This window comes from Bythopirellula goksoeyrii (assembly GCF_008065115.1).
GTDB classification, from domain to species: domain Bacteria; phylum Planctomycetota; class Planctomycetia; order Pirellulales; family Lacipirellulaceae; genus Bythopirellula; species Bythopirellula goksoeyrii.
Window position 1 is genome coordinate 3632473 of record NZ_CP042913.1, and the last position, 25297, is coordinate 3657769.

Annotated in this window: 21 protein-coding genes and 2 tRNA genes; 3 read left to right on the forward strand and 20 right to left on the reverse strand. The window is 51.0% G+C overall.

What is annotated here, in order from left to right:
- Positions 1 to 40: 40 nt before the first annotated feature.
- The 12 genes from Pr1d_RS14485 to Pr1d_RS14540 all read right to left on the reverse strand — a co-directional run bounded on the left by Pr1d_RS14485 (position 41) and on the right by Pr1d_RS14540 (position 10317).
- A complete protein-coding gene (locus tag Pr1d_RS14485) occupies positions 41 to 856 on the reverse strand; it encodes a PEP-CTERM sorting domain-containing protein (protein ID WP_168205236.1) in 816 nt (271 codons plus the stop codon).
- Positions 857 to 1020: 164 nt separating this feature from the next.
- A complete protein-coding gene (locus Pr1d_RS25780; RefSeq protein ID WP_168205237.1) occupies positions 1021 to 1698 on the reverse strand; it encodes a PEP-CTERM sorting domain-containing protein in 678 nt (225 codons plus the stop codon).
- 46 nt (positions 1699 to 1744) lie between these two features.
- Positions 1745 to 2449, reverse strand: coding sequence for a hypothetical protein (locus Pr1d_RS14495; RefSeq protein WP_148074199.1), 705 nt, complete (start codon positions 2447 to 2449; stop codon positions 1745 to 1747).
- A gap of 85 nt (positions 2450 to 2534) precedes the next feature.
- A complete protein-coding gene (locus Pr1d_RS14500; RefSeq protein ID WP_148074200.1) occupies positions 2535 to 3236 on the reverse strand; it encodes a hypothetical protein in 702 nt (233 codons plus the stop codon).
- A 92-nt stretch (positions 3237 to 3328) separates the two neighbouring features.
- Positions 3329 to 3970 carry a hypothetical protein gene (locus Pr1d_RS14505; protein ID WP_148074201.1) on the reverse strand — a complete coding sequence of 214 codons (642 nt, stop codon included), beginning with the start codon at positions 3968 to 3970 and terminating at the stop codon, positions 3329 to 3331.
- Between the two features lie 91 nt (positions 3971 to 4061).
- The gene (locus Pr1d_RS14510) at positions 4062 to 5141 is read right to left on the reverse strand and encodes a DUF7901 domain-containing protein (RefSeq protein WP_148074202.1); all 1080 of its coding nucleotides are present in this window, start codon (positions 5139 to 5141) and stop codon (positions 4062 to 4064) included.
- Between the two features lie 53 nt (positions 5142 to 5194).
- The gene (locus Pr1d_RS14515; RefSeq protein WP_148074203.1) at positions 5195 to 5833 is read right to left on the reverse strand and encodes a hypothetical protein; all 639 of its coding nucleotides are present in this window, start codon (positions 5831 to 5833) and stop codon (positions 5195 to 5197) included.
- Between the two features lie 55 nt (positions 5834 to 5888).
- The gene (locus tag Pr1d_RS14520) at positions 5889 to 6608 is read right to left on the reverse strand and encodes a PEP-CTERM sorting domain-containing protein (protein WP_148074204.1); all 720 of its coding nucleotides are present in this window, start codon (positions 6606 to 6608) and stop codon (positions 5889 to 5891) included.
- 191 nt (positions 6609 to 6799) lie between these two features.
- Positions 6800 to 6994, reverse strand: a complete 195-nt coding sequence (locus Pr1d_RS14525) for a hypothetical protein (RefSeq protein ID WP_148074205.1) — start codon at positions 6992 to 6994, stop codon at positions 6800 to 6802.
- A gap of 2 nt (positions 6995 to 6996) precedes the next feature.
- On the reverse strand, positions 6997 to 7479 hold the full coding sequence (locus Pr1d_RS14530; RefSeq protein WP_148074206.1) for a response regulator: 483 nt from the start codon (positions 7477 to 7479) through the stop codon (positions 6997 to 6999).
- A 326-nt stretch (positions 7480 to 7805) separates the two neighbouring features.
- Complete coding sequence (locus tag Pr1d_RS14535) at positions 7806 to 8855, reverse strand: sigma-54 interaction domain-containing protein (RefSeq protein WP_148074207.1); 1050 nt, start codon at positions 8853 to 8855, stop codon at positions 7806 to 7808.
- A 193-nt stretch (positions 8856 to 9048) separates the two neighbouring features.
- Positions 9049 to 10317, reverse strand: a complete 1269-nt coding sequence (locus Pr1d_RS14540; protein WP_148074208.1) for a nickel-dependent lactate racemase family protein — start codon at positions 10315 to 10317, stop codon at positions 9049 to 9051.
- 1717 nt (positions 10318 to 12034) lie between these two features.
- Here Pr1d_RS14540 and Pr1d_RS14545 point away from each other — a divergent pair.
- The 3 genes from Pr1d_RS14545 to Pr1d_RS14555 all read left to right on the forward strand — a co-directional run bounded on the left by Pr1d_RS14545 (position 12035) and on the right by Pr1d_RS14555 (position 15500).
- Positions 12035 to 12559: an RNA polymerase sigma factor gene (locus Pr1d_RS14545; RefSeq protein ID WP_148074209.1), complete on the forward strand. Its 525-nt coding sequence runs from the start codon at positions 12035 to 12037 to the stop codon at positions 12557 to 12559.
- 23 nt (positions 12560 to 12582) lie between these two features.
- A complete protein-coding gene (locus Pr1d_RS14550) occupies positions 12583 to 13929 on the forward strand; it encodes a hypothetical protein (protein ID WP_168205238.1) in 1347 nt (448 codons plus the stop codon).
- A 356-nt stretch (positions 13930 to 14285) separates the two neighbouring features.
- Positions 14286 to 15500 (forward strand): IS256 family transposase, encoded by a 1215-nt coding sequence (locus tag Pr1d_RS14555; RefSeq protein WP_168205239.1) that lies wholly within the window; start codon positions 14286 to 14288, stop codon positions 15498 to 15500.
- Positions 15501 to 15606: 106 nt separating this feature from the next.
- On the opposite strand, the gene ltrA is transcribed toward Pr1d_RS14555, so the two are convergent.
- The 8 genes from ltrA to Pr1d_RS14595 form a co-directional block, all read right to left on the reverse strand.
- The gene (ltrA, locus tag Pr1d_RS14560) at positions 15607 to 17085 is read right to left on the reverse strand and encodes a group II intron reverse transcriptase/maturase (RefSeq protein WP_148072169.1); all 1479 of its coding nucleotides are present in this window, start codon (positions 17083 to 17085) and stop codon (positions 15607 to 15609) included.
- Positions 17079 to 17450, reverse strand: a complete 372-nt coding sequence (locus Pr1d_RS14565; RefSeq protein ID WP_148072168.1) for a hypothetical protein — start codon at positions 17448 to 17450, stop codon at positions 17079 to 17081. The genes ltrA and Pr1d_RS14565 overlap by 7 nt, the downstream gene beginning before the upstream one ends.
- Before the next feature lie 127 nt (positions 17451 to 17577).
- On the reverse strand, positions 17578 to 18255 hold the full coding sequence (locus Pr1d_RS14570; protein WP_148074211.1) for a hypothetical protein: 678 nt from the start codon (positions 18253 to 18255) through the stop codon (positions 17578 to 17580).
- Positions 18256 to 18515: 260 nt separating this feature from the next.
- A tRNA-Arg gene (locus Pr1d_RS14575) sits at positions 18516 to 18589 on the reverse strand.
- A gap of 164 nt (positions 18590 to 18753) precedes the next feature.
- Positions 18754 to 18827, reverse strand: a tRNA-Asp gene (locus tag Pr1d_RS14580).
- A 168-nt stretch (positions 18828 to 18995) separates the two neighbouring features.
- Positions 18996 to 20867, reverse strand: a complete 1872-nt coding sequence (locus Pr1d_RS14585; RefSeq protein ID WP_148074212.1) for an adenylate/guanylate cyclase domain-containing protein — start codon at positions 20865 to 20867, stop codon at positions 18996 to 18998.
- Positions 20868 to 21153: 286 nt separating this feature from the next.
- Entirely contained in the window at positions 21154 to 23565 is a 2412-nt protein-coding gene (locus Pr1d_RS14590) for a glycoside hydrolase family 95 protein (RefSeq protein WP_148074213.1), read from the reverse strand.
- The gene (locus tag Pr1d_RS14595; protein ID WP_210417714.1) at positions 23562 to 25070 is read right to left on the reverse strand and encodes an MGH1-like glycoside hydrolase domain-containing protein; all 1509 of its coding nucleotides are present in this window, start codon (positions 25068 to 25070) and stop codon (positions 23562 to 23564) included. Before Pr1d_RS14595 ends, Pr1d_RS14590 begins: the two co-directional genes overlap by 4 nt.
- Between the last annotated feature and the right edge of the window lie 227 nt (positions 25071 to 25297).

Consider the following 25297-nt stretch of genomic DNA (forward strand, 5'->3'; position numbering starts at 1 on the left):
CTGAATTGGTTAAGAAATACAAATCCGAACAAAATCGCAGTCATTTTCTCCATTGGCGGTACCTCCTGGTCAATCCCACGCACCCAAAGGCCAGCATCACCACACTCGACGGCTCAGGAACCACCCCCACTCGCATACTATTAAAAAAGGCATCGTTTGCGGGACTGAGTCCGGAAGCGGAATTTTGCAGGACGATTCCCATGACATTGCCATCCAATGTGGTTAATGGGAGGGTCTGCGAGTTTCCATTCCGCAATGTGACTTTCAGGTCGAAGGTCGTCGAACCAGTTCGCAGCAGATTGAAGGAGAGCCCTTCGTCGGCAAAACCAAGAGTGCTCTGCTGATGGGCGGTGAGGTTCTGAGAGTAAACCTCGTAGGTAGAATCTCCCCCGTGGTATCGGAATAGGATGTAATCACTGTTAGTGATGAACTGCAACCCTGCGAATTGGGTTGTGTCTACGCTACCATTGTCAAAATCGATTTCAATCGCTTGTCCGATGGACAAGGGTCCACCGGTCAATTGGCGGAAAGCTGCGATGGCGCTGTTGCCGTTGCGGGCAAAGAGTCCCCACGAGCGGCCTGCGGTGTCGATGTCTGAATCGCCAGCGATACCTTGGGAGTTTCCATCGTCTAGGCCATCGCCATTAGCGGTCGAAGTCCCCATGAACTGGCCAGCACTACCTTGGGGAAGAAAGGCCCACGGGGTAAAGCCGAAGCCACCGTTGTCGCCTGCCTGCCAACCATTGTTGTAGACAGCATCGGCAGCAGAATCGAAGGCAATGTTTGCCGCGCCAAGTGGAGCAATTCCACAGCAAGAAATCAACAAGAGCTGACCAGCGAATAGTATGCGTGTCATATAAACTTTCAGGTAAAAAAGGGTTTGGTAGATGATTCCAGATCTGGAACGGAGTAAAGTAAAAAATCGTATCTGTGATTGGACCATGTTGAATCAGGCGAGGCCCCAGCCATTCCCCCTATCTGAGAGAATGGCAAATGCCTCAAGAAAAGTTTTTCCAGCATCTAGCTCATGCAACCCTTTCGTCGCCAAGCGAGCATCGCAAGGATTGTCAAGCCGGCGATCGCAACCGAAGCCGGCTCAGGCACGGCGATCGGTTGTTGACGGAGTGTGAACTTGGTCACTCCCCGAGGTAGGTCGGGGACGTCGAACGAGAAGGTGTATTCTGCGTAGCTGGAGCCAAGAGTGTTGGAATGGATGCCGCCGCTGGCGAGTAGCACGTCTTCGCTCTCGTCGACAGTGGAGAAATTGAGTGAAAAATCAGGAGGTGAATTGTAATCGGGGGCGTCGAAGTCAAGCTCATCGCCGGGATCTGACTCTTCGAAATCTGCTCCTACTCCGAATCCCAATACAATGCGATAGGAGGACCAATCCCACGGCGTGCTGTTGTCGACCCCTTCCATGACGAAGTATTCGTTGACTCCACCGGAAGGAACGACGTCAAATTCAATATCTACAGGCCCTATTCCTGTATAGTGTTTCTGCGCGACGATAAACACATTTGACGAGTCCCCGGCCACATCGTCATTATTTGGGTCTACAAGCGGACCAATTACTGTGCCGGCCACCGATGCAACACCAGAAAACCAGTTCAAATTAACGATCTCACCTGCCTGGATCGGTAGACTGAATGAGAGCAAGAGAATTGTGAATAAAATGGAGCGAGTTTCAAAAAGAGTCATGAGTCTGCTTTCGTTGGGTACTGTGATTTTCCAGAAAGTGTTGGGTCTATCGAAGTCGAGAAACTCCTGGTGCGGCGCAAGCGAATAACAACAAGAGCGCGATGCTCGCCGGTTCGGGGATCGTGGGAATAGCAATGATGCTGCCCGACGAGCGGACGATACCGGGTACATCGGCAGAGGCACTACCGACGCCCAGGGATGTAAACGCAGCGGCAGGGAGGTTAGCGGAGTTGACATAGTCCTGGATCACAAATCGCCATTCTTCACCCGCTTCCCAGATGCCATCGACAGTCATGCTCTCAAAGACGAGCGGGTGATTCATCCCGCCCGGATCAGAGATGTCGTGATCGATCCGAAAGGCGGGCCACCCCGGGTTGGTTGGGGAAAATGCGTCGTTGGAGTACCCGTCGTAGTTGGACAGCGTCGTCTCGGGGTCGGCGACGTACCAGACCTCTTCGAAGCTTCGCCCTGTGCCGTTAAACATATTGACTTGTGGGTTATCGATCGCCGGGTCATCATGCGTAGGGCAAGGGTTTACTGTCGATTTTCCTGGTGAGAAGTAGTCGATTAATTCATCGGGAGGAAATACGCTACCGAGGCCTAGTTCATCGACATCAAACGGAATAAAAAGCTGATCGCAATGCATCGGATCGTCTTGATGACGAACTTGAGTGGGAAACGCGAAGGCTTGAGTACAAGTAACAGTTAGTGCAATCGCCGAAAGCATAGAAGCAAAATCACGAGATGACATAAGGCATTCTCCAGTAAAGGTGGTCAGGATAAATTGCAATTGCCAGCTGCGAACCGAAGGGAACGCGAAAGGAGCATGTTCCACTTCAGTCGGGAAACCTCCTAACTCTGTTTCGGGAACGCTGTGGAGCACAAAGCCCAATGCAAGCGATCAATCCGAGAAGCAAGGAAGCAGGTTCAGGAACCACAAGGCCTGAGAACCGAATATTACGGCCCGGTATCTCGCTACCTGCCCCAGCAGCTCCTGGAAGATGATTGGCAAATCCCATACGTGCCCCTGGGTTGGGCGCTGTTGCATAAAACCGGAAGGTGATTGCGCCCGTGATCGGACCTAAGCCAGTCAGATTCGAGGTGCGGTTGGTGACCACGACTCCGTTAGCGGCAAACAAATCTATGTCTGAAGTGAATCCATCAAGGCTGGATCGTACAGAAAAAAAAGAAACTGGATTGGTCGCTTCGACAGAATAGCTAACATCGGTTAAGAATAGAGTCTTTCCAGGAGCGACTGTCAGAGTGTTTTGATAGTACTTGGCCGAGTTGATAGTAGTATTCCAATTTCGAAAATAAAAGTGATTGCCAAAAGTATTCGGAGTTAGCGTGTTGGTTGCAGCAAGTGTTGAGGCTGAGATGTCTATTGCCACTCCACTGGGAGGAATATTTGTATAGTTGCTTCCTGTCTGAGGGATGTTGTAAGTCACAATAGGTGCTGAAAAAGTGGGAGTACTTATTGAACAGAGGACTGCAATTGCAATACTCCGGATATAGCCAGTCGCAAAGGATTGTTTCATGAGATGTTTCCTCAATAAATGGTCAAGAAATATAAGAGTTATTTGTTGCAAGCCGCAGAGGAGCGAGATAGAGAAGTTCACTGGTTTCAGCTTTATCTTAGAAATCGAGGGCTAGTTAAGCACCAGCCGACCAAGAGAATCAGTGTTGCAGGCTCCGGAATAGTCGTGGTCGGAAACTCGGCCAATGTGAACAACAACGTGTTGGGTCCGACGACATTATCCGTGGTTATCTCGAAGTGCTTTTCGATCTCCAACACTTGTCCGGGAAGTACAGGTTGCGAGAAATTGTCCAGGTTCAACGTTTGACCACTTACGGAAGCGGTAAATGAAATCGAAGTTCCGTCAACGCGCACTTCAGTTGCGGCGTTACCCGATCCCCAGTTCGCGCCGATTTGCCCGAGGTTCAAGTTGATTTCATGCCAATCAGTCCAAGGCTCTGTTCCCGCGTTAAGTATCGTCTCGCGGAAAACAGGGCTGCCGCCAAAGAAAGGGCTCGTTGAGTTACTATAGATTTGTTTCCTCCAAGGGCCACCGTTTGCGTCAAGGTCAATGGGAATAGGTAAGGGGCCATTGATCGTGTCGTTCGGGCCACCGATCCAAACAATGCTGTTTGTTACGTCTACGACATGCTGCGTCGAAGGCGAATTGGCAGTTCCTTGTGCTAGTGCGGCCTGGCCGGCCAGAAAGATCGTCACAACACTGGCGATTGCATGATGTAAAGATGATTGATTCACGACTTGATCTCCTGAGATCTGAGTAGAGAGTAAATTCCCAACCTCCTCCTCGTTTGGCGAGGAGGAGGCGAGAAACCTTGAGCCAAGCACATTAGGAAACACACTTCGAAGGGTGTGCCACGAAGACGCCTAAACCAGCTAGCAGCAGCATGCAAGTGGTTGGCTCGGGAATCGTGTAGAGCTCGAAGGCCAGATCTTTAGAAAACTGACCAATGCCACCAAAATTGGTGCCAGGTATCGGACCAGGGCCATCCAAACCGTCGGCATAGTACCTATCCAATGGGTTTATCTGATCCACTTTGGTAGGCATGTTTGGCATGTTGGGATCGTTGATTTCGATGAGCACTCGGGACTCGACCGCATCATCTTGAAAGTGCCAGACACTTGTCGGGTAAGTAGGGTCGATGAGCGGCTGCTGATCTGTTTCTCCCGGGGTAACATTTGGCGAGGCCAAAGTGTTCTGCACGGTGTAGTCTCGGTTGTGCCAACCCCACTCAGTATTTGGTGCGGTTGCATCACGTGGTGCATCAATTAGGGCAACGACCTTCAACCAATAGATGGTGTCTGCTTTTTCCGGAAACTGCTTGTCGAAATGAAGTTCGGCGTTGTATTTGTAGATATTCTCTGGAAGATTGAACGTTACTTGTTGTTCTGTATAAGTTCCAGAACCAGGAGCAAGCGCTCCCGTCAGATTAACAATTTGACTCGAAAGCACATTGCCGGGACGACTATAGGGTAAGATTTGACCATCCGGCCCAGGTTGGTTGGCCGGCACATCGTCTTCAAAAGCAATAAGAAATTTTGTTACGGTCTGATTGGGATTAATGATGTTGTTCAAATAGGATCCCCACCAGGAAATATGTACGATTGGCGAGTTGAAGTTGTCTGCAAAGTCGTCTGCCATAGAAACTCCTTGATACACCAGCGGCGCTGCCGGATTAGGTGGCACTGGGGAAGTTAGCCATGCCGTGCTGAGTTCATCGTGACCGTTGTAAATTGCAGGAGTTCCATCTGCATTGACTCCGACGCCTGTGCCTATCATTGGGTTTTGCTGAAACTTCAGAATCTGACCAGGTAATGGATCGGCACTGGCATGGCTGGTCATCAGAGCCAGCAGAGCAACCGCACAGAGCAGACGTGGAATTGAGGGTTGTTGAAAGTTTGTTTTCATCAGATCATCTCCAGAAAAAAGGTGAAAGTAAGAGCAATACATTCGAAAAGAAACTACATTCTTCGTCGCACAAGCAGGCCCCCCAATCCGATGGCTGCCAGGACGCAACTTCCCGGTTCAGGAATAAGGTCGTACTTGCCGCGCATCCGATCGACGCGCAATCCGGTAGGGCCTCCCGCATTAGTCAAGTAAAAGTCCAGTGTATTGAGCCCAACGTTGAAGCCGCTGGTCACAGTGAACGGCACCAAAGATGTAAAAGCAGCAGACGTTTGCCCCGTCGAAAGCCCGTTGATCCGGATATCCGTTCCGGGGTCGTCAGTGCCCCATAATCCTCCAAGCATGGCCGTGCTAAGATTGGCATTTGCAGGAAGATTGAAGGTAGTGCGATAGATGTAGTTTCCAGCGGGACCTTGGCTATTGGCCCGAGGACCAATCCAGCGAGAATTGGCGTTGTTCGGCACCCAGGGAGGAAAGGGAAATGCAGTGTCTGCGACGGTTACTGGTGTAAACAGCGTCGATGGTTGCAGGATGGCGTTATAGTGAATGTCAGACACACCGCCGGCCCCCCAGGCATTTCCGCTGTTGTCGACTCCAGTATTAAACAATCCGGTAATGGGTACGGCAGAGGCAGTGGTAGCCATTGACAGGAAAAAGAGTGTAAACGTAGCAGAGATAATTTTGGGTAGTTTCATGAGTTCGTTCCTTTGAGAAAATGGTTGAGTATTGTCGGTATATGGTCTGAAAGAGCTATTTCCACCGCTTTGTCACAACTAGCGACACAAGACTGAGCATTACTAGGGCGATGCTTCCTGGCTCAGGTATTCTCGGGATAGCAATAATGCTTCCCGATGAGGGCGGAGTACCGGCAACGAACGTAGAGGCATTGCCCACGCCGAACGAGTTGAACTGGTCGGGAGCAAGTCCTAAAGTATTGCTGTAGTCTTGTAAGACGAACTGCCAGATTTCGAAGGGTTGCCATACACCGTCCTGCACTCCGCTTTCGAATACCAGTGGATGGTGCCCGCCATTTGGATCAGAAAAGATATTGTCGATTCGGAAAGCAAATCGGCCTGGGTCGTTCGCAGTTGGAGGGAATGCAGCATCGTTGGCATATCCGTCGTAGTTGCTAATCCTGGTTTCGACATTTGCCACGTACCAGACTTCGCTCAATTCCCTTCCCGTGAAGTTTATGATCTGAACCAATTCCTCGGGTTGAGCAGTGTTGTTGAATTGTGGACAAGGTATTACCGGAGTTTGCCCCAGAGCAATATGTTCAAGCGATTCATCAGGAGGGAAAACCAACAGATCGCCGATCTCATCGACGTCGGTGGGAATGAATAACCGATCGCAATGCGGGGGAATGTCCTGATGTACTACGGACGTGAAAACTGCCAGTGCTGGGTTGGTTAGCATGGTGCCTACAACCAATGCAGAATAAAATGAGTTGCTATATTGTTTGATAGTCATGGGTTTGCTCCTTGAAAATCACAAAGCGTTGGAAGAAAAAAGTGTAAAAGAGTAGTTGGGTCGCGCATTATTGCGTTAACTTGATTCATGGGCGTCTCTTGTTGACCTCGTTGGGATGAACTTTCATTGGCCCGGCATACTCACTCACGATTGTTGAGCAATCGCTTGCGAAATCCTGCTTAGTTCTCAGACTATGAGACCAGGCCAATGATTTTGCGGCTACTGCGACGCCAGGGTTGTTTGCGGCGCGAAGAACGAATAGCCGCCGCCGAGCTGCCGACTGGCATGCGGCCATCACGATGGTGACGGATTCTTTCGAAGGTGATTGCGTCATCAACACTTGAAAAGAAGTCGTCTTCAATTTCTTGGATTTCGAGCGTAGACATGTTCAGGATTCCTTGTGAGAGTGAGTGGGGAAGAGGATTGAAGGATTAGAGTAAGCAGCACCGAGAGCATCCTTTCGAGACTGGGGACTCGCACGTGCCCTCATTCGAGCCAAGGTTGAACAACAGATTTCAAGCCAAGTGTGATCGGCAGGCTTACTTAGATATCCTGCCGCTCCTGCAGCTCGAGCTTGCCGTTCTTCCTCGGCTGAATACTCGTCGCTGACCAGATAGAAGAGAGTCGCAGGGCGCTTAGCCCGAACGATTTCCAGTAGTTCAATGCCTGACATATCAGGCAATTGCATATTGGAAAACCAGAGTCGGATATTCTTACCCGACGAGAGTTGCAGCGCGTGATGGCCGTCGTTGGCATGTTTCCAATTAAGGTTCGCATCTTGCACCTCAAAGGAGAGGTCGCGATAGTCTTCGGCCTTGCTATCGACAACCAAGAGATCGAGGTTTTTTTTTGCAATACGTGGGGACATCATGAGCACCTACCTTTCAAGTGTTGGTCTGCGAGCATTTCAGACTCGCGAGTACTACCAGAGATAAGGCAAGTGATGCGCCAATCATCGGAACTAAACATGACTAATCACGCTAAACTCTGTGACTAGCCTAACTTGCAGATCGAAGTTAGAGAGAAATTGCAACAGACTGCGGAAGAAGCATTTTTCCCTTGTCCGGATACGTGATAGATGTGACCGGTTACGAGAGAGCCCAATCGTGATAGAAGTGTCCGATATCGGACGTAGGCTACGTTGGCCTGCGCGTGACCTCCCTTCCACTGTCTGGTGACAGTAGCTTTGAGATCAGCTTATCCAGGAATTCCCAACTTGGCTAATTTGCGCAAGAGAGCTTGGCGAGAAATGCCCAATAGCCGAGCTGCGGCACTCTTATTCTGGTAAGTGTGCTTGAGCGTATGCGCGATATGGAGTCGCTCAAGCTCAGCAAGGCATGGCCAGGTTTCGTTCGGAGCGGAGTAGTCAAGACGGACGGAACTATCGAGTAAATGTGAGCTGCGAACCGAGTGTTCTTCTGCAGGGACACGAGGATTACCCAGTTCTACCCGCTCTCCAACCGAATTCGCTAACACGGACATGACCACCTCTTCGGTGATCCATTCTCCCTCCGATTCAACCGCCGCCTGCTCAATGACGTTCTTTAACTCCCGAACATTGCCTGGCCAATCGTAGGACTGCAATAATTCCATCGCCGCTCGATTGAGCTGCTGGCGGGGATGACCTTCTGCTTCCAGTTCGGCCAGGAACTGAGGAGCCAATATGAGAATGTCTTCACTTCGTTCAGAGAGTGGAGTAGTGCGAATCTTGATAACGCTAAGGCGATAATACAGATCTTCTCGGAACCGTCCGGCAAGCATTTCCTGCTTTAAATCTCGATTTGTGGCGGCGAGAATCCGGACATCGACCGGGATGGCCTGATGGCTACCGACTGGAACCACTGCTCGTTCTTGAATGACTCGCAGAAGCTTAGCTTGTAAAGGAAGGGGCAGTTCGCCAATCTCATCAAGAAAAATAGTTCCCTGATCTGCAGCACGAAAACAGCCAAGAGACCCTTGGTCGGCACTTGTAAATGCCCCCTTTACGTGCCCAAAGAGTTGGCTGGCCATCAATTCGCCAGTCATAGAGGCACAATCGACAGGAACAAATAACTCCCCTGTTCGAGGGCTCTTCGCATGAATTTGCCGGGCGACCAATTCCTTGCCCGTGCCACTGCCTCCGGTGATAAGTACCGTTGAATTGAACTTCGCAACACGAGAGACGGATTTAAGAAGTGCTCTCGTAGCAAGGGATTCCCCCACGATCTCTACGCCGCTGTTTCGGCGTAGTATGTCCTGCGAAGTCATCTCATTAGCCCCCCTGCCGCTTGACTGTTCCACAAGTCAAGTAATACGTATGAGAAGACGAGTTAATGCTGACCAGTAACTAGTCGAATGGATTGTAGCGGATCATATTCCCATTATGCAATCATCTTGCCATGCGATTTCAGAAAAAATGCAAGCCCTTGCTATGAATCAACTTAGGTCGACATTAATACATCTACCCCATGCGGGAGTGATGGGCCCAGAGTCCGAGGGCGGGATTGCTGATGTAGAAAACATCTTCGCCATCAATCGTCTGCAACCCATCTTTCATGTTTTCGACAGGATAGCGGTGTGAGTATTCCGCCAGATCGCCATAGTTGTACCCGACCCCTTCAATTTCGGCGCGGCTAAGTTCCCCTGGGCAATAGGTGACTTGGAAGCGACCCTCAGAAGAACCATGAATCAGATGGGCAGCGGCAGAAAGATTCTCACGTAAGTCTGCGTTCTCCTCGACAAACTTGAGTACCTCGGGCGTAGTTCGATAGCCATACTTGCGGATAAGTACGTCGATTTGGGGGTCCTCGCCAAAGGTGCGAACCGAAGGTGCCAGCACAACCAACTCACCTCCATCCGCGATGGCCATCCGGCTGCGATATATAGACTTATTGCCTAACCAAGTGCTGTGAAACTCTTCCGGATCAAGGTAGACAACAACTTTCTTGAGTGGCTCAGACACCATCTCAAAGTTGACAGCAAGTGACAGCTCGCTTGCCTGCTCAAAACACTCGACGTCGTCTCCTATGAAGAGCCCACGAACTACCAACTGACGTTTTTCGTTGTAGCCCACTACTGTTAACACATAGATGATCGGCAAATGTTGGCAGAAATTGTCTTGGGCATAGTTTAGTATCTTACGCAAGGGATTGTCCGCACGCCCCAAAATGCGCTCGATGCCATACACGGCGCCGATGTAATGACTCTCATTGATGCCACGCAATCCTCCGGTTCCTACGAAGAGATTCTTGTTGTAGTTGGCCATCCCAATAACTTCATGCGGCACAACCTGCCCCAGTGAGAGGATTAGATCATGGTCTCCCTGAGAGATAAGCCGATTCAATTGGCAAGGCCACGGCTGAGAGTAAATGTCTTCGGTAACTTCGGTGACAAAATCTGCTGGTACTGTGCCAATGGTCTCAACATCTTTTCTCCAGTTGTGATAGCGAAATAAAGCATCGGGAACCCCCGGAAACATCTTTTCCTTTTGCCACCTGGGCATTTCAAAGTGGGTGCCTAAGGCTGGGAGTACATCGGCCAAGGAGTTTCCATAGTACTCGTGCGTGAGGCAGGTCAATTGTCCAGCCCGACTATTAAAACGCGTAAAGTCTGGAGGGACAGCAATGACACGTTCTCGTTTGCCAAGTCGATCATAGACGTCAAACAGAGCGGAACGAATGTCTGCGTCTGACAATTCAGTGGTTGGCGAACCCGTAGCAAAGTACAGCATCGACTAACTTTCAAAGTATATAGGGCAGAAGAATAGTCTCATGGCATTTACAAAATCTGTGCGGTTCGGCTTGTGTATCGCTTTGATCTTCCTTCAGCTTACCCGAAAAGCTGGTGACTCGTCATTCGCCTCACATGAATTCGCGGTTTTGAGTGGTACTCGCAAACTCGAATCGCTAGTAAGGAAGCAGCCTGAGAAAGCCCTCTTTTCTTGGTTTTGTCCCCACTCATTTCTTGGAAACCGAAAAACAAGAAAAACTAAACCATCTTCACCGATTTACCCCTTGTTTTATAGAGGCCTTATAGGTCTTGGCCATTATTTTTGTAACAAAAACCCCGACTCCCCGGTACAAATTACCAAGTGCTCCGAGCCAGCGATGGTGTGGAAACACACTGTAGCTGGATTCACAAGAGTTCAGACGAAATTGGTCATTCCTTTGTTGCGTGGGCTGTGAAAACTGGATGAATCTTTTTCATTCCAGCGCACCGCAGGGGACGTTTTGTCGCCGCACATTTTGTCGAAAACTTTTCTTACAAAACAAAACCTCCTCTCATTCTCCCGGTTCGTTGGGCTTCAACTCGTTGGCCGATCATGACTTACGCGAATCACGCTGCCTCGCGGGCGATAGGGTTTTGAAAACTAAACCCCACGAATCTAGCCTCTTCTTGCTCGTCCAAATCGCCAAACTCGTTTAGCGCGCGGACCTGTCACGAGCAAACCCGTAAGTCCATACGGGCGATAGTGCGTTCCGATTACTTATCGCACGTACCATTATCAAGATGCCGGGGAGAAATTCCACAACGATTTTTGTGCCAAGCGGAAAACAGCCGCGCAGCAACGATTGGTTACTCAAACTGAAAAGGAGAACCACGGATTGCACGAATTTCACGGATAAATGGAGACGAAACCGTACATATATTCATCGAGTAGGTTTGAGCAGATGGTGGGTGTGATTTTGAACCATCGAATGAGTTTCGTCCCGTTTTCGTGGGACTTGCTCTATCCGAGAAATCCTTGTTATCCGTGGTTACCGTAGTCTTGCTTTTCACTTTGAGTTGGTTAGCCGTAAACGTGAGTGACCGGAGGAGATCGGGATACTGGGGGCTGCGGGCGAGGGAATCCATGCGGGCCGCGAATCGCGGCAGTTCCGGCGAGGTCACTCGTGACTTGTGCCAGAGTAGATGCAACTATAAAGTCGCTCTCGAGTCGTTGAAAACCTATTCCCCTGGTTCGCACTCTCCGGTTTGGAATGCACTATCTGCGAGGCTCCGCCTGCCATTCGCACCGCGTTCCCGCAGAGTCGCCTTTTGCTCCGCAAAAGTAGCGGGAAAGGGAAAAAAGGGCAGACATAATTGGGGCTCTGATAAGACGCTGTATCATCGTAAGTGCTTTAGAGACCACAGGTTCTAAGCTCTCTCGGCGTTTTGCAATGATCGAAATGTGCATGTCCTTTTTGTTTCTTTAAGTGGGATTTCCCATAAACTCTTACCAGGAAAAGGTTTACGCCGACGCTCTCTTAGAGATGCTTTCCGAAAGATGCCTGTCCTTTCTTCTGCGATAATAATGGCCATTTGGTGCACCAATGTCTCGTATGCCATGAGATTATTCACGTAAATCTATAATATTTTCATAACCTGCGCTCATTTCTTAGGGAATCATGACACTATCCTCATGACGATTCGAATTGTCTTCAACATGTCAACAAAGAGACTGTCCTTTGCAGCAATCTGATGCAGATCTCGTCGTGGCTGCTAGCCGAGGCGACCTAGCAAGTTTTGGCCTTTTGTATGAACGATACTATCGCATGGCGGTTGGGATCGCTCGAAGTCGTCTGTTCGACGAACATTTGGCCGAAGATGTTGCACAAGAGGCGTTTGCCGTTGCATGTCGTACTTTATCTACTTTGGAGCATAAGGATAAGTTTCCACAGTGGCTTGGAACAATTTGCCGCCGCACGGCATCACGATTGGGAAAGGCACAACAAAATCATGAAGCACTAACTGATGATACGGTACCTACCAGCAATATCAGGTTGCCTGCATTACAACAGGAGATCCATGAAGTATTGGAGCAACTCGATGAATCATCTCGCGAAATTGTTTTGCTCCACTACTTCAGTGGTTTGTCGTATAAAGAAATTGCTGATGTAGTTGATCTTTCTACCCAAGCGATTCATGGTCGCCTGCAACGTACTCGAAACAAACTGGCCACAATCCTCAATTCTTCGGAGACAAAGCAATGAATATGTCACCTCAGGATCAGGATTTGGAAGAACAGCTACGTGCATCTTTGGGGACAGCACCCACACCAGATTTCGATTCCTGGTGCAAACGGCATCCCGACGCAACTGCAGTTCTAAAATCCCTTGCTCCACCAGCTCATACTCACGAATTATCAAAATACATCGATAGGAGAACTGTGATGATCATTTCAAAGGTACTTGCTGCTTCATTGCTTATTGTCTGTGGGCTGATGTGGATAGGTCCAGACAGCAACACTCTTAGCCAAAGTGCGTTTGCAAACTCTATTCCAGGTATTGACAACGTCCAAACAATGAAATGGACGTCAACTATATATATCCGCCTCTCCGACAAAGACGGCAAGAAAAGCTTGATCAGAAAAGAACGACGCTTATATGCGTATCGCCACCCAGGTCAATACCGCGAAACGTTTTTGGACGAAGAAGGCAAGCCGTATAGTGTTGAAATCACGGATCTGAACGCAGGGAGAATGCTGACTTTAGATCTCCGAGAAAAAAAGGCTGTGCTAAAATTTCCGCCTTTCCGACGCGATTTGCGCAGTCCGTTCGCCTGGGTTGGAGACATGATTCGTGAACGCAAGTACCCTGGCGATGGCGAAGGATGTCGGGTGAAATCGGTTTCTCTGCAAGGACAAAAAGAGATTGACAGGATCCAGGCAAATGTCGTCCGAGTGATAACTTTAAATGGGTTGGACCAGAACGACCATCGGACTGATTTTTTCTTTGATGCATCAACAAAGCAACTGGTCGGCATGTGGGGTCCGAATGAGGTAGATCTCGAATTTGAAACCCTGGAAAATGGAGCTAGTGTGTCCAAGAATGAGTGGTACCGTATGGAGCCCATCGGCGGCCTGACACACGAAATAGTACTCGACACAAAGATCGCCGCATCTGAGTTTAGCTTGGATCCTCCGGCAGACTATGCGTTCGAAAAAATGGCGAAACCAACCGTCACAGAAGGCGAGATGATCGCTTACTTAGGAGCCGCAGCTCGATTTAACAACCAAGTGTTTCCTGAATCTCCCTACAATGCATTTGACAGCGATAAGTTCAATGCTGCGAGCTATAAAGATCCAAAAGATCGCACGAAAGTGGAACAAGCGATGATCGACATTCGCGACAAGATCATGATGCGAGAGATCTATCGGTCACCTGTTAAGCAGTTTGAGGAAGACCAGACTGTGCCGAATAGTTTCTATTATGTAGGCACGGGAGTGGAAATTGGGCAAGCTGACAAGATTGTAGGTTGGTACAGACTTCGCCAAGGCAAGCAGCTCCGAGCTTTTTATGGTGACCTCTCAGTCAAAGATATAACTGAGTCTCAGCTTCCGCTTAACTTGCTAGAACAGTGAATTGGCTGCACCAGCTACGGAATTCACCACTCGCCATAGCAAAAAGGACAGGCGCAATTGAAGAGCGGGTACCATCTCCTTGCTACTTGTGCAATCTGAAGCCCGCTTGGCGGTGTTTCGCTCGCGAATGGCGAGCGAGATGGCTCGGTTCGCCGTGTCAGAGGAAGAAAGTGCGCGATGTTTGCGCAGTTTCTTCACAAGCTTGGCAAGCGTGGCAGAGAATTGGGCTTGGAAGATCGACCGGCTAGGTCGTTGCCGATAACGTCCTAATTATTGCGCAGATTGTTTGGGCAGCCCCTGCTTGGTAGGAATTGGATTGTTACGATTCATTCCCCCAAGCGAAGGAGACTGCCACGATGGCGAGTTTAACAGGAAGTACTGAAAACGGAAGCATGGTTCGGATCGACGAGGCTCAGATTCGAGGGCACGTCGACGAGGTGGTTCGCAAGAGCGTCGAGGAGACGCTCAATGGACTGTTGGAGGCCGAAGCTGATCAACTCTGTGGAGCGAAGCGTTACGAGCGGAGCCCCGACCGCGTGGATACGCGGGCCGGGTCATACGATCGCGGACTGCAGACAAAGGCAGGCCAAGTGACGCTCAAGGTTCCTAGACTCCGCAGTTTGCCATTTGAGACGCAGATTATTGAGCGGTACCGACGACGGGAGTCGTCGGTCGAAGAGGCGCTAATGGAGATGTACCTCGCCGGGGTGAGCGTTCGCCGGGTGGAGGACATCACCGAGGCGTTGTGGGGAACACGAGTTTCTCCGAGCACGGTGAGCGAGCTGAATCAGCAGCTCTACGAGCGGATCGAAGCCTGGCGAAACCAGCCGATCGAGGGCGATTTTGCCTACGTGGCCCTGGATGGTATTTGGCTGAAACGGTCGTGGGGCGGCGAGGTGAAGAACGTGGCGGTATTGGTTGCCGTGGGCGTCGACCAGGACGGCTATCGGCAGGTTCTGGGTGTTTGCGAAGGGACGAAGGAAGATACCGAGAGTTGGCGGAAGTTCCTCCGGCATCTCAAGGAGCGTGGCCTGAAGGGAGTTCGCCTGGTGACCAGCGACAAGTGTTTAGGGTTGGTAGAAGCCTTGGGCGAGTTTTATCCGGAGGCAGACTGGCAACGGTGTGTGGTCCACTGGTATCGCAACGTTGGCTCGGAAGTTCCTCGTCATCGAATGAAGGAGGTGATGGCGATGCTCAAGGCAATTCACGCGCAGGAAGACCGCGAGGCGGCCAAGAAGAAGGCGGGCGACGTTGTGGAGAAGCTGCGAGCGATGAAGCTCACCAAGGCAGCCAAGGTGGTCGAGGAGGGCGTGGGCGAGACGTTGCGGTACATGTCCTATCCTCGCGAGCATTGGACGCGGATTCGCACGAACAACGCTTTGGAGCGATTGATGCGCGAAGTCCGCCGGCGGACGCGCGTCGTGGGTGCCTTCCCGGACGGCAACAGCGCATTGATGCTGGTATCCGCAAGACTGCGACACGTCGCTGGTACCAAATGGGGCACGCGCAAGTACCTCGATATGGAGCGATTGCAAGAGACAACGAAGGAGACCAGCGGAGTGGCCTCGTAGGCCGCGCACGCCCCCAACTCGTCGAGTAGGCCCGGGGGATCTCTCCCCCAAGCCTCTCACAGAACCGGACTTGCGGGTCACGCATCCGGCTCTTCAAGTTGCTGCCTTAGGTTTCAAACAGTCGTTGCTGTTTGATGAAGACCTGTCGGGAAGGGTTCAAGGCATGCCAACGGTCGGTGAGCGGCATCAATCGTTCGGCGAACCAGGCGTTGGAATACGCCTGATGGATGCCATAGCTGACACTGCGTCTCCAAACGCCAGCACGAGTGAAGGCGGTCTTAGCCGCCGACTTCCGAGAAACGCCACGTGTTTGCAGGTGGCGGAACAGATACCGGTCCCGCTTCTTCTGACGAATGATAATCGCCCGAATACGACGCCGAATGTGGGCGTCGAACTTGTGGAGCGGTCGCAGGGAATCTTCGGTACACAACCGAAAGTATCCAATCCATCCTCGCAGGTAGCGTTCGGTTCTCTCGAAGCACGTCGACAGCGATTGACCCCAGACTCGTGGCGTTAGCTCACGAATACGGGCATCCATTCGCTCCTTAGTTCGGCGAGAGATTGCCACCATGACTTGGCCCTCGGCATTCTTGCCGAGTTGAAAGCCGAGGAAAGTTAGATAATTCGGACCCGTGACGGAACTCTTGTCTTCATTGACCAGCAGACGCAAGCGTCTATCAATGAATTTACTGACGGAGTCCATCACCCGACGACCGGCACGTTCGCTTTTCACGAACACGCTGAAGTCGTCGGCGTAACGCACGAACCGAAGTCCACGACGTGCCAGTTCCCAATCGAGTTCGTCAAGAACTACATTGGAAAGTAGCGGAGAAAGCGGACCACCTTGCGGTGCGCCTTCGGTCGTGGCCGTTCGTGTGCCATCGGGCAACACAACCTTCGCCTTGAGCATGCCATGCACTAGCTTTAGGAGACGCCCATCCTTTACGTGGTTCGCCAAGCGGTTTAATAGCCGCTGGTGGTGAACACGATCGAAGAACTTTGAAAGGTCAATATCGACCGTCCAGGCATATCCTTCTGCCAGATATTGCTTGGCCGCAGCAATGGCCGTTTGTGCACCACGCCTCGGACGGAATCCGTGACTGCTGTCGTGAAACGTCGGCTCGAAGATCGGCTCCAAAACTTGGAGTACGGCCTGCTGAACCCAGCGGTCCACGACATTCGGAATACCTAGGCCCCGATGCCCGCCACCGGACTTGGGAATCCAGACCCGGCGAATGTCGCCAGGCAGGTAGGTACCCGAAAGCAATTCACGGCGTAGCTGAGCAAGCAGTTGGGGCGAAGCCTCAACCACTTCCCGTACACCACGTCCGTCCACACCTGCCGCACCTTTATTGCGCGCGACGTTAAGCAACGCCCGGGCCAAATTAGACACCGAGGCTACTTGTTCCAGTGACCGACTTGTGTCGTCGGCTACCCAGGTGGCTGGATGATCTACCTCCTTGGTATTCGCTCTGAGCAGCAGGTGCGACTTTCCCTTGGATTCGTCCGAGGTTCTCTCGTCCTTGCCCCCATGCGGGCTGTCGGCAAACGCGAAAGCCAGTTGGCATGTTCCAGCACTTAACAACTTGTCGCCCCCTTCGCTCCACCGGCATTACCCAGCTTCAGCACTACTATGGGGCGATCCGACTTCTCTGCGGGCATCAACCGGTCGTCGTTGCCTTCTTCCGGAATACCGATAGGCGGACCCGCAGAGATCTCCTGGGGTAAGATCGAACAATGTCCTGCCGCCTCCGCCCTCACTACTCCTCGGCCACCAACGGATATCGGGCGTCGCGCTGGAAGGCACGCTAACCCAGGTCCGAGAAGCCCGTTTGAGGGTTCACTTACGTTCGGTGCTGCAGTTCGGCTACGGCTTCCTCCCCACACGCCCTCGCGGGATAGACTTCGATTGTCCAATGTCCAAACTCCGTCTCGTGCAGTTGCTTTCACCTCGTGGTTACCTCCGTTAGGATCCACAGGGGACTTCCACCCTCAATCGCTCGACCATGCACAGCGCACCTCCTCCGCTGCTACGCAGCTACGGAGTTGGGGGCGGACCTACCGACAGGGCTAAACCCTAAAAACAAATGTGCGCATCTTGACGGACACTACCGTAAAGCGCGTCCCCCTCCGGATGGTACTTGAGATTCTGGTTGACATTCTCCAGGGGAAGCAGCAACGCTTCAAAAAATTGAAAGCGGTCGACCTGCTGCTCGGCATCGAGGATCGCCGCATCTAGATCGAAGTCGGGATACTCGCGCTGCAAGAACTGCTCCAACTCGGCAATGCTTGCGCGCTCGATCGCTTTGCCGGTGATCGAACTCTTGAAGACATAGTGCGCTAAGTTCGTCGCATAGATGGTCAGTTCATAGGTATGTTCACTGAGAATATGGACATGCTGGTAAACACGCTGCTCGCCATCCTTGCGAACCCGCTTGCGCTCGACATCGTAGACAAACCCTTCCTGATCAAGTACATGCGTCACCGCCTCAACATTATTGGAAAACAGATGGAGATCGATGTCAGAACCCTTGCGGATACGGCCAGTCAAGACGCTGCCAATCAGGCATGGCCGAAAACGCGATAGTAACCGCATCATCTGCAGCGCTGCAATTCGCATGTGCAGCAGGTCGGGTATCCGCTGCTCACCTGCATAAAGCCTGGCAAAGAGTTGAATCTGATCACGGATTTCGGCATTACTTGGCAGATCGGCCGGTCTTGCCCAACCTCGGCATAGTTGCCGAGCCGCCTTCATCTGAGCACGATAGTATTCGGATACCTGGCGTTAGTACAACATTCGAGCCGCCTCCCAGGCGATCCGCCTCCGAAACTTCGTATTATCCAACATAGTGCGTCGTAAGCCCATTGAATCGACGCGCGGGCATAAAGGATAGTTGACGGAATGCGTTGTGCATTCCTCAGATGTTACGATGATACTTGGCCGATTTGGAAAAAGCTCCCCCAAACTATAGACAAGAAAAACCTTGATCGCGTCAATACGGTTCAACAGGAGAGCACCCCGGGCAGGACTCGAACCTGCGACCCTGGGATTAGAAATCCCATGCTCTATCCAGCTGAGCTACCGGGGCAATATCGCTATTCTAGCGTCTTGCGTGCTCCTAGGTAGTGGAGTCCGACGACGGAACACAATCGAATCAATTGACGAGTGACGGACCAGATCCCAGAAAGAAGAAAACGGACCTGCAAGACTCGATCCGCAATTACCTTGTAGCACTGACTACAAAAAAAGAAGCGACGCCGACGGGGCTCGAACCCGCAACCACTGGATCGACAGTCCAGTACTCTAACCAATTGAGCTACGGCGCCTTGATTTCAAAATAAAAAGCCTCCTGCGGCACTTCAATGGCCCAAGTTAGAAAGCATATTTATCTGCAAATCAGACCCGGAAATATAGCGGTTGAGGCGGAAATTGACAAGGGGCCTTCAGCGAACCAAATAGAGAGCTGGAGGCTGGGAAATTGACTTCAGTTGGCACTATTTACCCGGAAGCTTCCAAACAGCACTATCGGCCGTCGCCTGGGAATTGCATGCCTCTTCAATGCGCGTAGCTAGGGCCTGAGCTGCCAAATCGTTTGGAAAGTCCTTGCACAGCTTTTCTGAAAGGTCACCTGCCAGAGTGTGGTTCTTGGTTTCCAAAGCACTCAGAACTTCCTGGTAGCGGTCGCAATGTATCTGCCAGTTCTCCGGAACATCGGGAATAAGTTCGTAGAGTTCTAGTGGTTGCTCGATGTTGACTACTTTCACGCATGCGAGTCTCCGGGTCGTATGTGAATTCGACAGGTTGGCGAGTGTTGAACCGGTAATCAGGCAGTCGGTACCAACATATTTGGTCGCGCCTTGGACTCTGCTTGCGATATTGACAGTATCCCCCAACGGGCCGTATTTGAATTTTTGCTTGGATCCTGTGTTCCCAACTCGTGCCAATCCTGAGTTGATACCGATTCCGATATGAACTTGAGATGAGAGTTCCTTCTGCCAACGATTATTTATTTCTGGCAGGGAGGCGATCATCTTCATAGCCGCCCGACAGGCTAAATCAGCGTGATCCGACTGAGCAATTGGAGCCCCCCACATTGCCATGATTTCATCGCCCAAGAAATCGACCAAAACACCATCAGACTCTAAAACGCATTCGGATAAAGTACCCATGACATCCTGGATCCAGGCCATCGTACGTGCCGGGCCGAGTTGTTCACTGATTCTACTGAATCCTCGAATGTCGGCAAAAAGAACGGTAATGTTTGCGTCACGGCCATCGAGAAGTTGAGGGTCTTCCTCCATCTGAGCAGCAAGCTGGGGAGTGAAAAACTGTTCGAATTGAACTCGAGCAGCCATCGCAGCCTTTTCCTCTTTCACTCGCGCAAGACCGGCAGCTATACCACTGGCTAATACTTCAACTAGCTTTGCCTCGAAAGGACTGATCTCAGGAATCTCATTGACAGATCCACCGCCGCGCCGGTCTCCGTAAAGAACTCCTAGTACCTGCCCCTCCCCGTCGAGAATCGGAGCAGCTACGAGTGCCAAAACATTTTGGAGGCTCTTGGCCGTGTCAGGTACATTCGCCGGCACATGGCGAAAAGTCCTCCTTTCCTGGAGTACTCGTGTAAGCAGCGTTTGACTAGGGACCCAAGTTTCCTCACTTTGTCCTTCGACAATTGAATGGAGTGCCGCAACATTCCAGCGTTTTGCTTCATCGCATTCAATCATGGCTGCTGCGTCAAGTCCGACGATCTTCACCAGTGCCTTAGCCGCCAGCACCGGGAAATCACGCGAGTTTGCGGCGCTCTGAAATACCCCCAACACCGTTTCCAGCCACCGCAGCAACAAACGCTCATCCATCGTGTCAATGTTTAACCGCCCAAGCCCACTTTCCACAGATTTCGGACCGGGGGGTATCGTAGCTTCCGGCAACGGCTGAAGGTCAAGGTCTTCCTCAAGGGGCGGTTCTACGCGCACTGCATAGGAGCTGAATTGGGCTAACAAGGGGGGAGAAATAATCGCCTTCTCACCCGGACTAAGCATCTTCTCCCGCGACAAACGCACCGGTTGCGATCGACTGAGATTGGTTACTTCAATCTCATTCTCATTCAAGGCAACGAGCGAGAGGTGTGAACGGGAAATGTCCACGTCGTCAAAGGGCGCTAATACGATGCGAGCATAACCGGTGCGGTCGATTCGCCTACGTGGCGATGGCTCGCCAGAACGCTGCCTCCCGATTTCCAAACGCGTATCCAGCGGAGTGGCAAAGACTCTTTGGTGGCGATGATAGAATAAGACCGACAGTATTACCTTATCCTGATCGGTACTATCGCGGTCGGTCGCTCTTTGCAATGATGATTCTGGCATATGCCGACTGGGGCACGTTTCAAAGTGGAATACTAGATGTCGACGGAAACTCTGACACTTCTATGTTAATCAAAGAAACTACGCCAGCCTACTAGTTCTTGATGAATAGCGGATCTTACAAAGAGATTGAACGGAAAAATATGAGGTTTAGGGTGCCTCTCGGGGAGTCTGAATCTTCTCCCCAATAGAGATCAAGCAGAACTTACCCCACAAAACTATGGATAGATCAGCAAATGCTCAGGACAAAGAAGCCACAACGTCTTGATCTAGTTCTCCCAGCCCAGAATCACTTCAACAATAGTGATCCATCGAACTTCTTTGTTTCTCCTCGTGCAAAGTTTACAGTCGTCTGCAGCGAATTGTAACTCAGACAGCATGCACCGCCGCTTGTGCTGAGAATCACAACTTCTCTCAGCTGACCCTCTAGCCAAGAGAAATCAATGTCAAAGCCACCACGTGCACGCAATCCAGTGACCTTGCCTTTTGGCCAGGCATCTGGCAAGGCGGGCAGGAGTTCGATCAACCACAACCCATCATCAGTTCTGCGATAGGACTGTAATAGCATCTCGCATATTCCATTTGTCGCACCGAAGTTGCCGTCGATCTGAAACGGAGGATGGGCATCGAATAGGTTTGGATAGACGCCTCCACCTCGGTAATCAGTGAGGGGCGAATCCGTGAGCTTCAGCAATCCATGTAATACTTTATGAGCTCGATTTCCCTCTCGCATGCGTGCCCACAGATTGATCTTCCAGGCGCGTGCCCATCCCGTCCCCTCATCCCCCCGGAAATTGAGTGATTGCTTTGCAGCCTCCAGAAGTCCTGGAGTATCTATCGAGATTTCCTCACCTGGAAAGACTCCCCATAGATGAGAGACGTGGCGATGCTCGTTTTCTGGATCATCCACATCGTCGAGCCATTCTTGGAGCTGGCCATATTGGCCAATCTGATTAGGAGCGATGCGTGCACGTAGCGATATCAGGTTGGCTCGAAAGTCTTGGTCGGCTTCAAGGATTTCCGAAGCCTCGATTGTACTCTTAAATAACTCGCGAATGATCTGATGGTCCATCGTGGGACCCATCACCAACCCTCCTTGCTCTGGCGAATTGCTGGGACCACTAATGAGCCAGTGAGAATCCTGCCGTGGATCTTCAACAAGATAGTCTGCAAAGAACTCTGCGGCAGCTTTCATAATGGGATAGGCTGTCGTCTCTAGAAAGTCGCGGTCGCCGGTATAGAGATAGTGCCACCAGAGGTGCTGACACAACCACGCCCCCCCCGTTGGCCAGATACCATGGTTGGAGGCATTAATCGGTGCCGTACCTCGCCAGAGATCAAAGTTGTGGTGCAATACCCAACCCGGCGCGTCATATTGCTCTCGGGCAGTCTCACTGCCCGAGATCGCCAAGTCGCCAAGTGCGAGAAACAGCGGCTCGCCGCACTCAGACAAATTGCACGGTTCAGTCAGCCAGTAGTTCATTTCTGTATTGATATTGACCGTGTATTTACTATCCCAAGGAGGATTAAGTTGATTGTTCCATAGTCCTTGTAAACTGGCAGGTTGGCAATTGGGTCGACTGGAAGCGATCATCAAATAGCGGCCGTATTGAAAGAACAATGCTTCCAACTCTGGATCGGGATGATCCGCATATCTAATTACTCGTTTATCGGTTGGCAAATCGATTTTCGGCGGATTCCCTAAGTTGAGCGATACTCTTTCGAATAGTTCTTGATGGTCAGAAATGTGTTCTTCGCGCAAAACTTGATAGGACTTGTTCTGGATATGTTCCAGGTCCTGTCGGCTGCGCAATTGTGGATTTCCCGTGAGGTCTCGGAAACTCACAAAGTTTGTAGATGCAGTTAGGACTAAAGTTACATTGCTGGCGTCTTTCACGTGCAAGACGCCATTTGAAGCTGAGGTAATTCCATCCGTTTCTAGCACGTGTAAATGTGAGGTTAAAAGCATTTTGCTCGCGATCTCGCCGACTTGCTTAATCTCGGCATCTCTCACGCGCCCAGTCATAGTCAGCGTCTGGTCATCAACGAGAGTACTGCTGATATCCTCCTGTGGGCTTGTCATAGAGGCAGAAAAAGAAAGGCCCCGCGGAGTATCACAAGAAAGGTGAATAATGATAGCCCTGGCAGGATAGCTGGCAAAACACTCTCGTTTATAAGAGACGCCGTTCACCCGATATTGCGTAGTTGCTACCGCCGAGTCGAGGTCGAGTGATCGACGATACTCTTCGTAGCCCTGGTGACCAGGGAACTCTAGAATGAGATCCCCAAACGGTTGATATGCCATTTGCCTGATGGGAACCGACATAAAATGTTTCGTTGCCATTTGTTCCGCTTCACGCTGTTTGCCTTCGAATAACAGTGATCGAATCTGAGGTAAGTATTCGGCCGCACCAGGGTTCGCATAGCTACGAGGGCTTCCGGACCAAAGCGTGTCCTCATTGAATTGGTATCTTGCCTGCTGGGGGCCTCCAAAGACCATAACACCCATCCGACCGTTTCCAAGTGGCAGGGCCTCGGTCCATTTCTTGGCTGGAGAAGTGTACCAAAGCTCAAGTCTGGGAGTCTGGGAATCTGATGTAGATTCGCTTTCGGATGCTGAAGCAGATTCAGACCATGGGTAAGATGAGCAGAGCGACAATACTAAACTCACAAGAAGCAACGACAGAGCACGTTTGTTCATGGCAATTCCACTGTTAGCCGTTCAATTGCGGAAGCTCGCCCGATTTCTACCCCGTCAGCAAGTACGATGAGCCCCTTCCCACGATGGTATCGTTCTCCTGTGCGGTCCCAGAGGATGGTTAGCGTGTGATCATGGTACTTCACGTTATCGAGGCAAAACCAATCCCAAGTATTCTCCGGAATGAGTGGATCGACCTCTAAGATTCTGTCCGCTCGAGGAACAATCCCCAAAAGTCCGGATATGACGAGATCATTGAAGGTGGAGTGATTGTAGAAGCGACTTCTCTCCGCCTTGGGGCCAGTAATTAACCATTGCCCCGTTTGTTCGTCATAGTACTCACCGATGTATGCCATGCCGTCTTGCTCCTGGGCCTCGGCATATAGCAACAACTGCTCGAAAAAGTCTTGCTTAGTAACAATTGATTGGGGTTTATTTCGCAACAGATTTGCTAGCCCATTCAAGGTCTGGCTTGTAGCGAAAGGCCAGACGGCACCATCCCACTCGCAGGTGCCTGTGCCGTGGGTGCGAAATTCGGGATGTCTTCTTTCGGCTGTCGTTATTCCCCAGGGCCCCCGAAATCCCTCCGGATCTTTCAATTGTGACCAAGCTATGGCATGTTCCGAGTCGGCAAGGTTAAACATCCATGGAATAAAGCCGATGGCTTCTCTGGCTGTGGAGAATTCTCCGCTTTCGAGCAAAACTTTGTAGAATTGCGCCTCACTATCCCAGAGTTTCTGATTCAGTTCAGCTGTCAATACTTGAGTTTTCCCTGCGAATTCCTTGCTAAGTTCCATATTGCCCGCTAGTGCTGCTATATGCGAAATCGCCAAGGCATTGGCAGCCATGTAGCTGTTAATTGTGGGGCGGATATTCTCTTCTCGCCGGCCTCCGCTGATAGATTCCTCCATGCCATCCTTAACATCGTGTTGCCAGAAGAGACCGTCAGGCGTTTGGCGTTCTTCCTCCCAGATTGCGTAATCCGCGACCAAATCGGGAAGAATGTTGATGATGAAACTACGGTCCAAAGTGACAAGATACCGATCGTACAATGCTGCTGCCGCCCAACTGCTAAACTTATGGAAATGGTCGGCTGGGCCACCGTCTGGGCCGGAACGGAACCAAAACAGTGTGTACTCATCGAGCAGTCTTTGGCTGCGTAGCCAACGTCCTTCGGCAATTTGATGTCCAAAAGCACATGAAACTGTGTTGTACTCTCCAGCATGGCTAACAGGGAGAATAAACTCGGTCAGCACCATTCCCGCCGGAGTCTGTTTGATGTGTTTTCGATAGGTCCACCAGCGAAAATAGTAAGTCTCTTCAAGCCGCGTGGAGGGACATTCAAACAGAGGTGCTTGATCGACAATCCACTGCCAGGATTCTGAATTAGGAATAAGATTGACTATCTGCTCGCTATCACAGTCGTTGAACCTCTCAACATATTGACGAAAACCATTTGGCTCTAGGATTGCAGGCTCAGCGCAGATTGAGACTGACATCCATTGCATGGGAAATATCACCGTAATAACAAGCAACAATTGTTTCACAGTTTGCTCTCGGTAATCCTAGATGAGACAGCTTTGTCGAGTGAAAAATCGCAAATCACCGAATTAGACAGTGAAGCGTCAACGTTAGATTCATACTAGCTCTGGAAAGGGAATCGAACAAGCTGCTTTCAATTGAGTGGAACCAGAAACGAAACTAACGTAGAATCATTATTGCAGGCAGTAGTCCA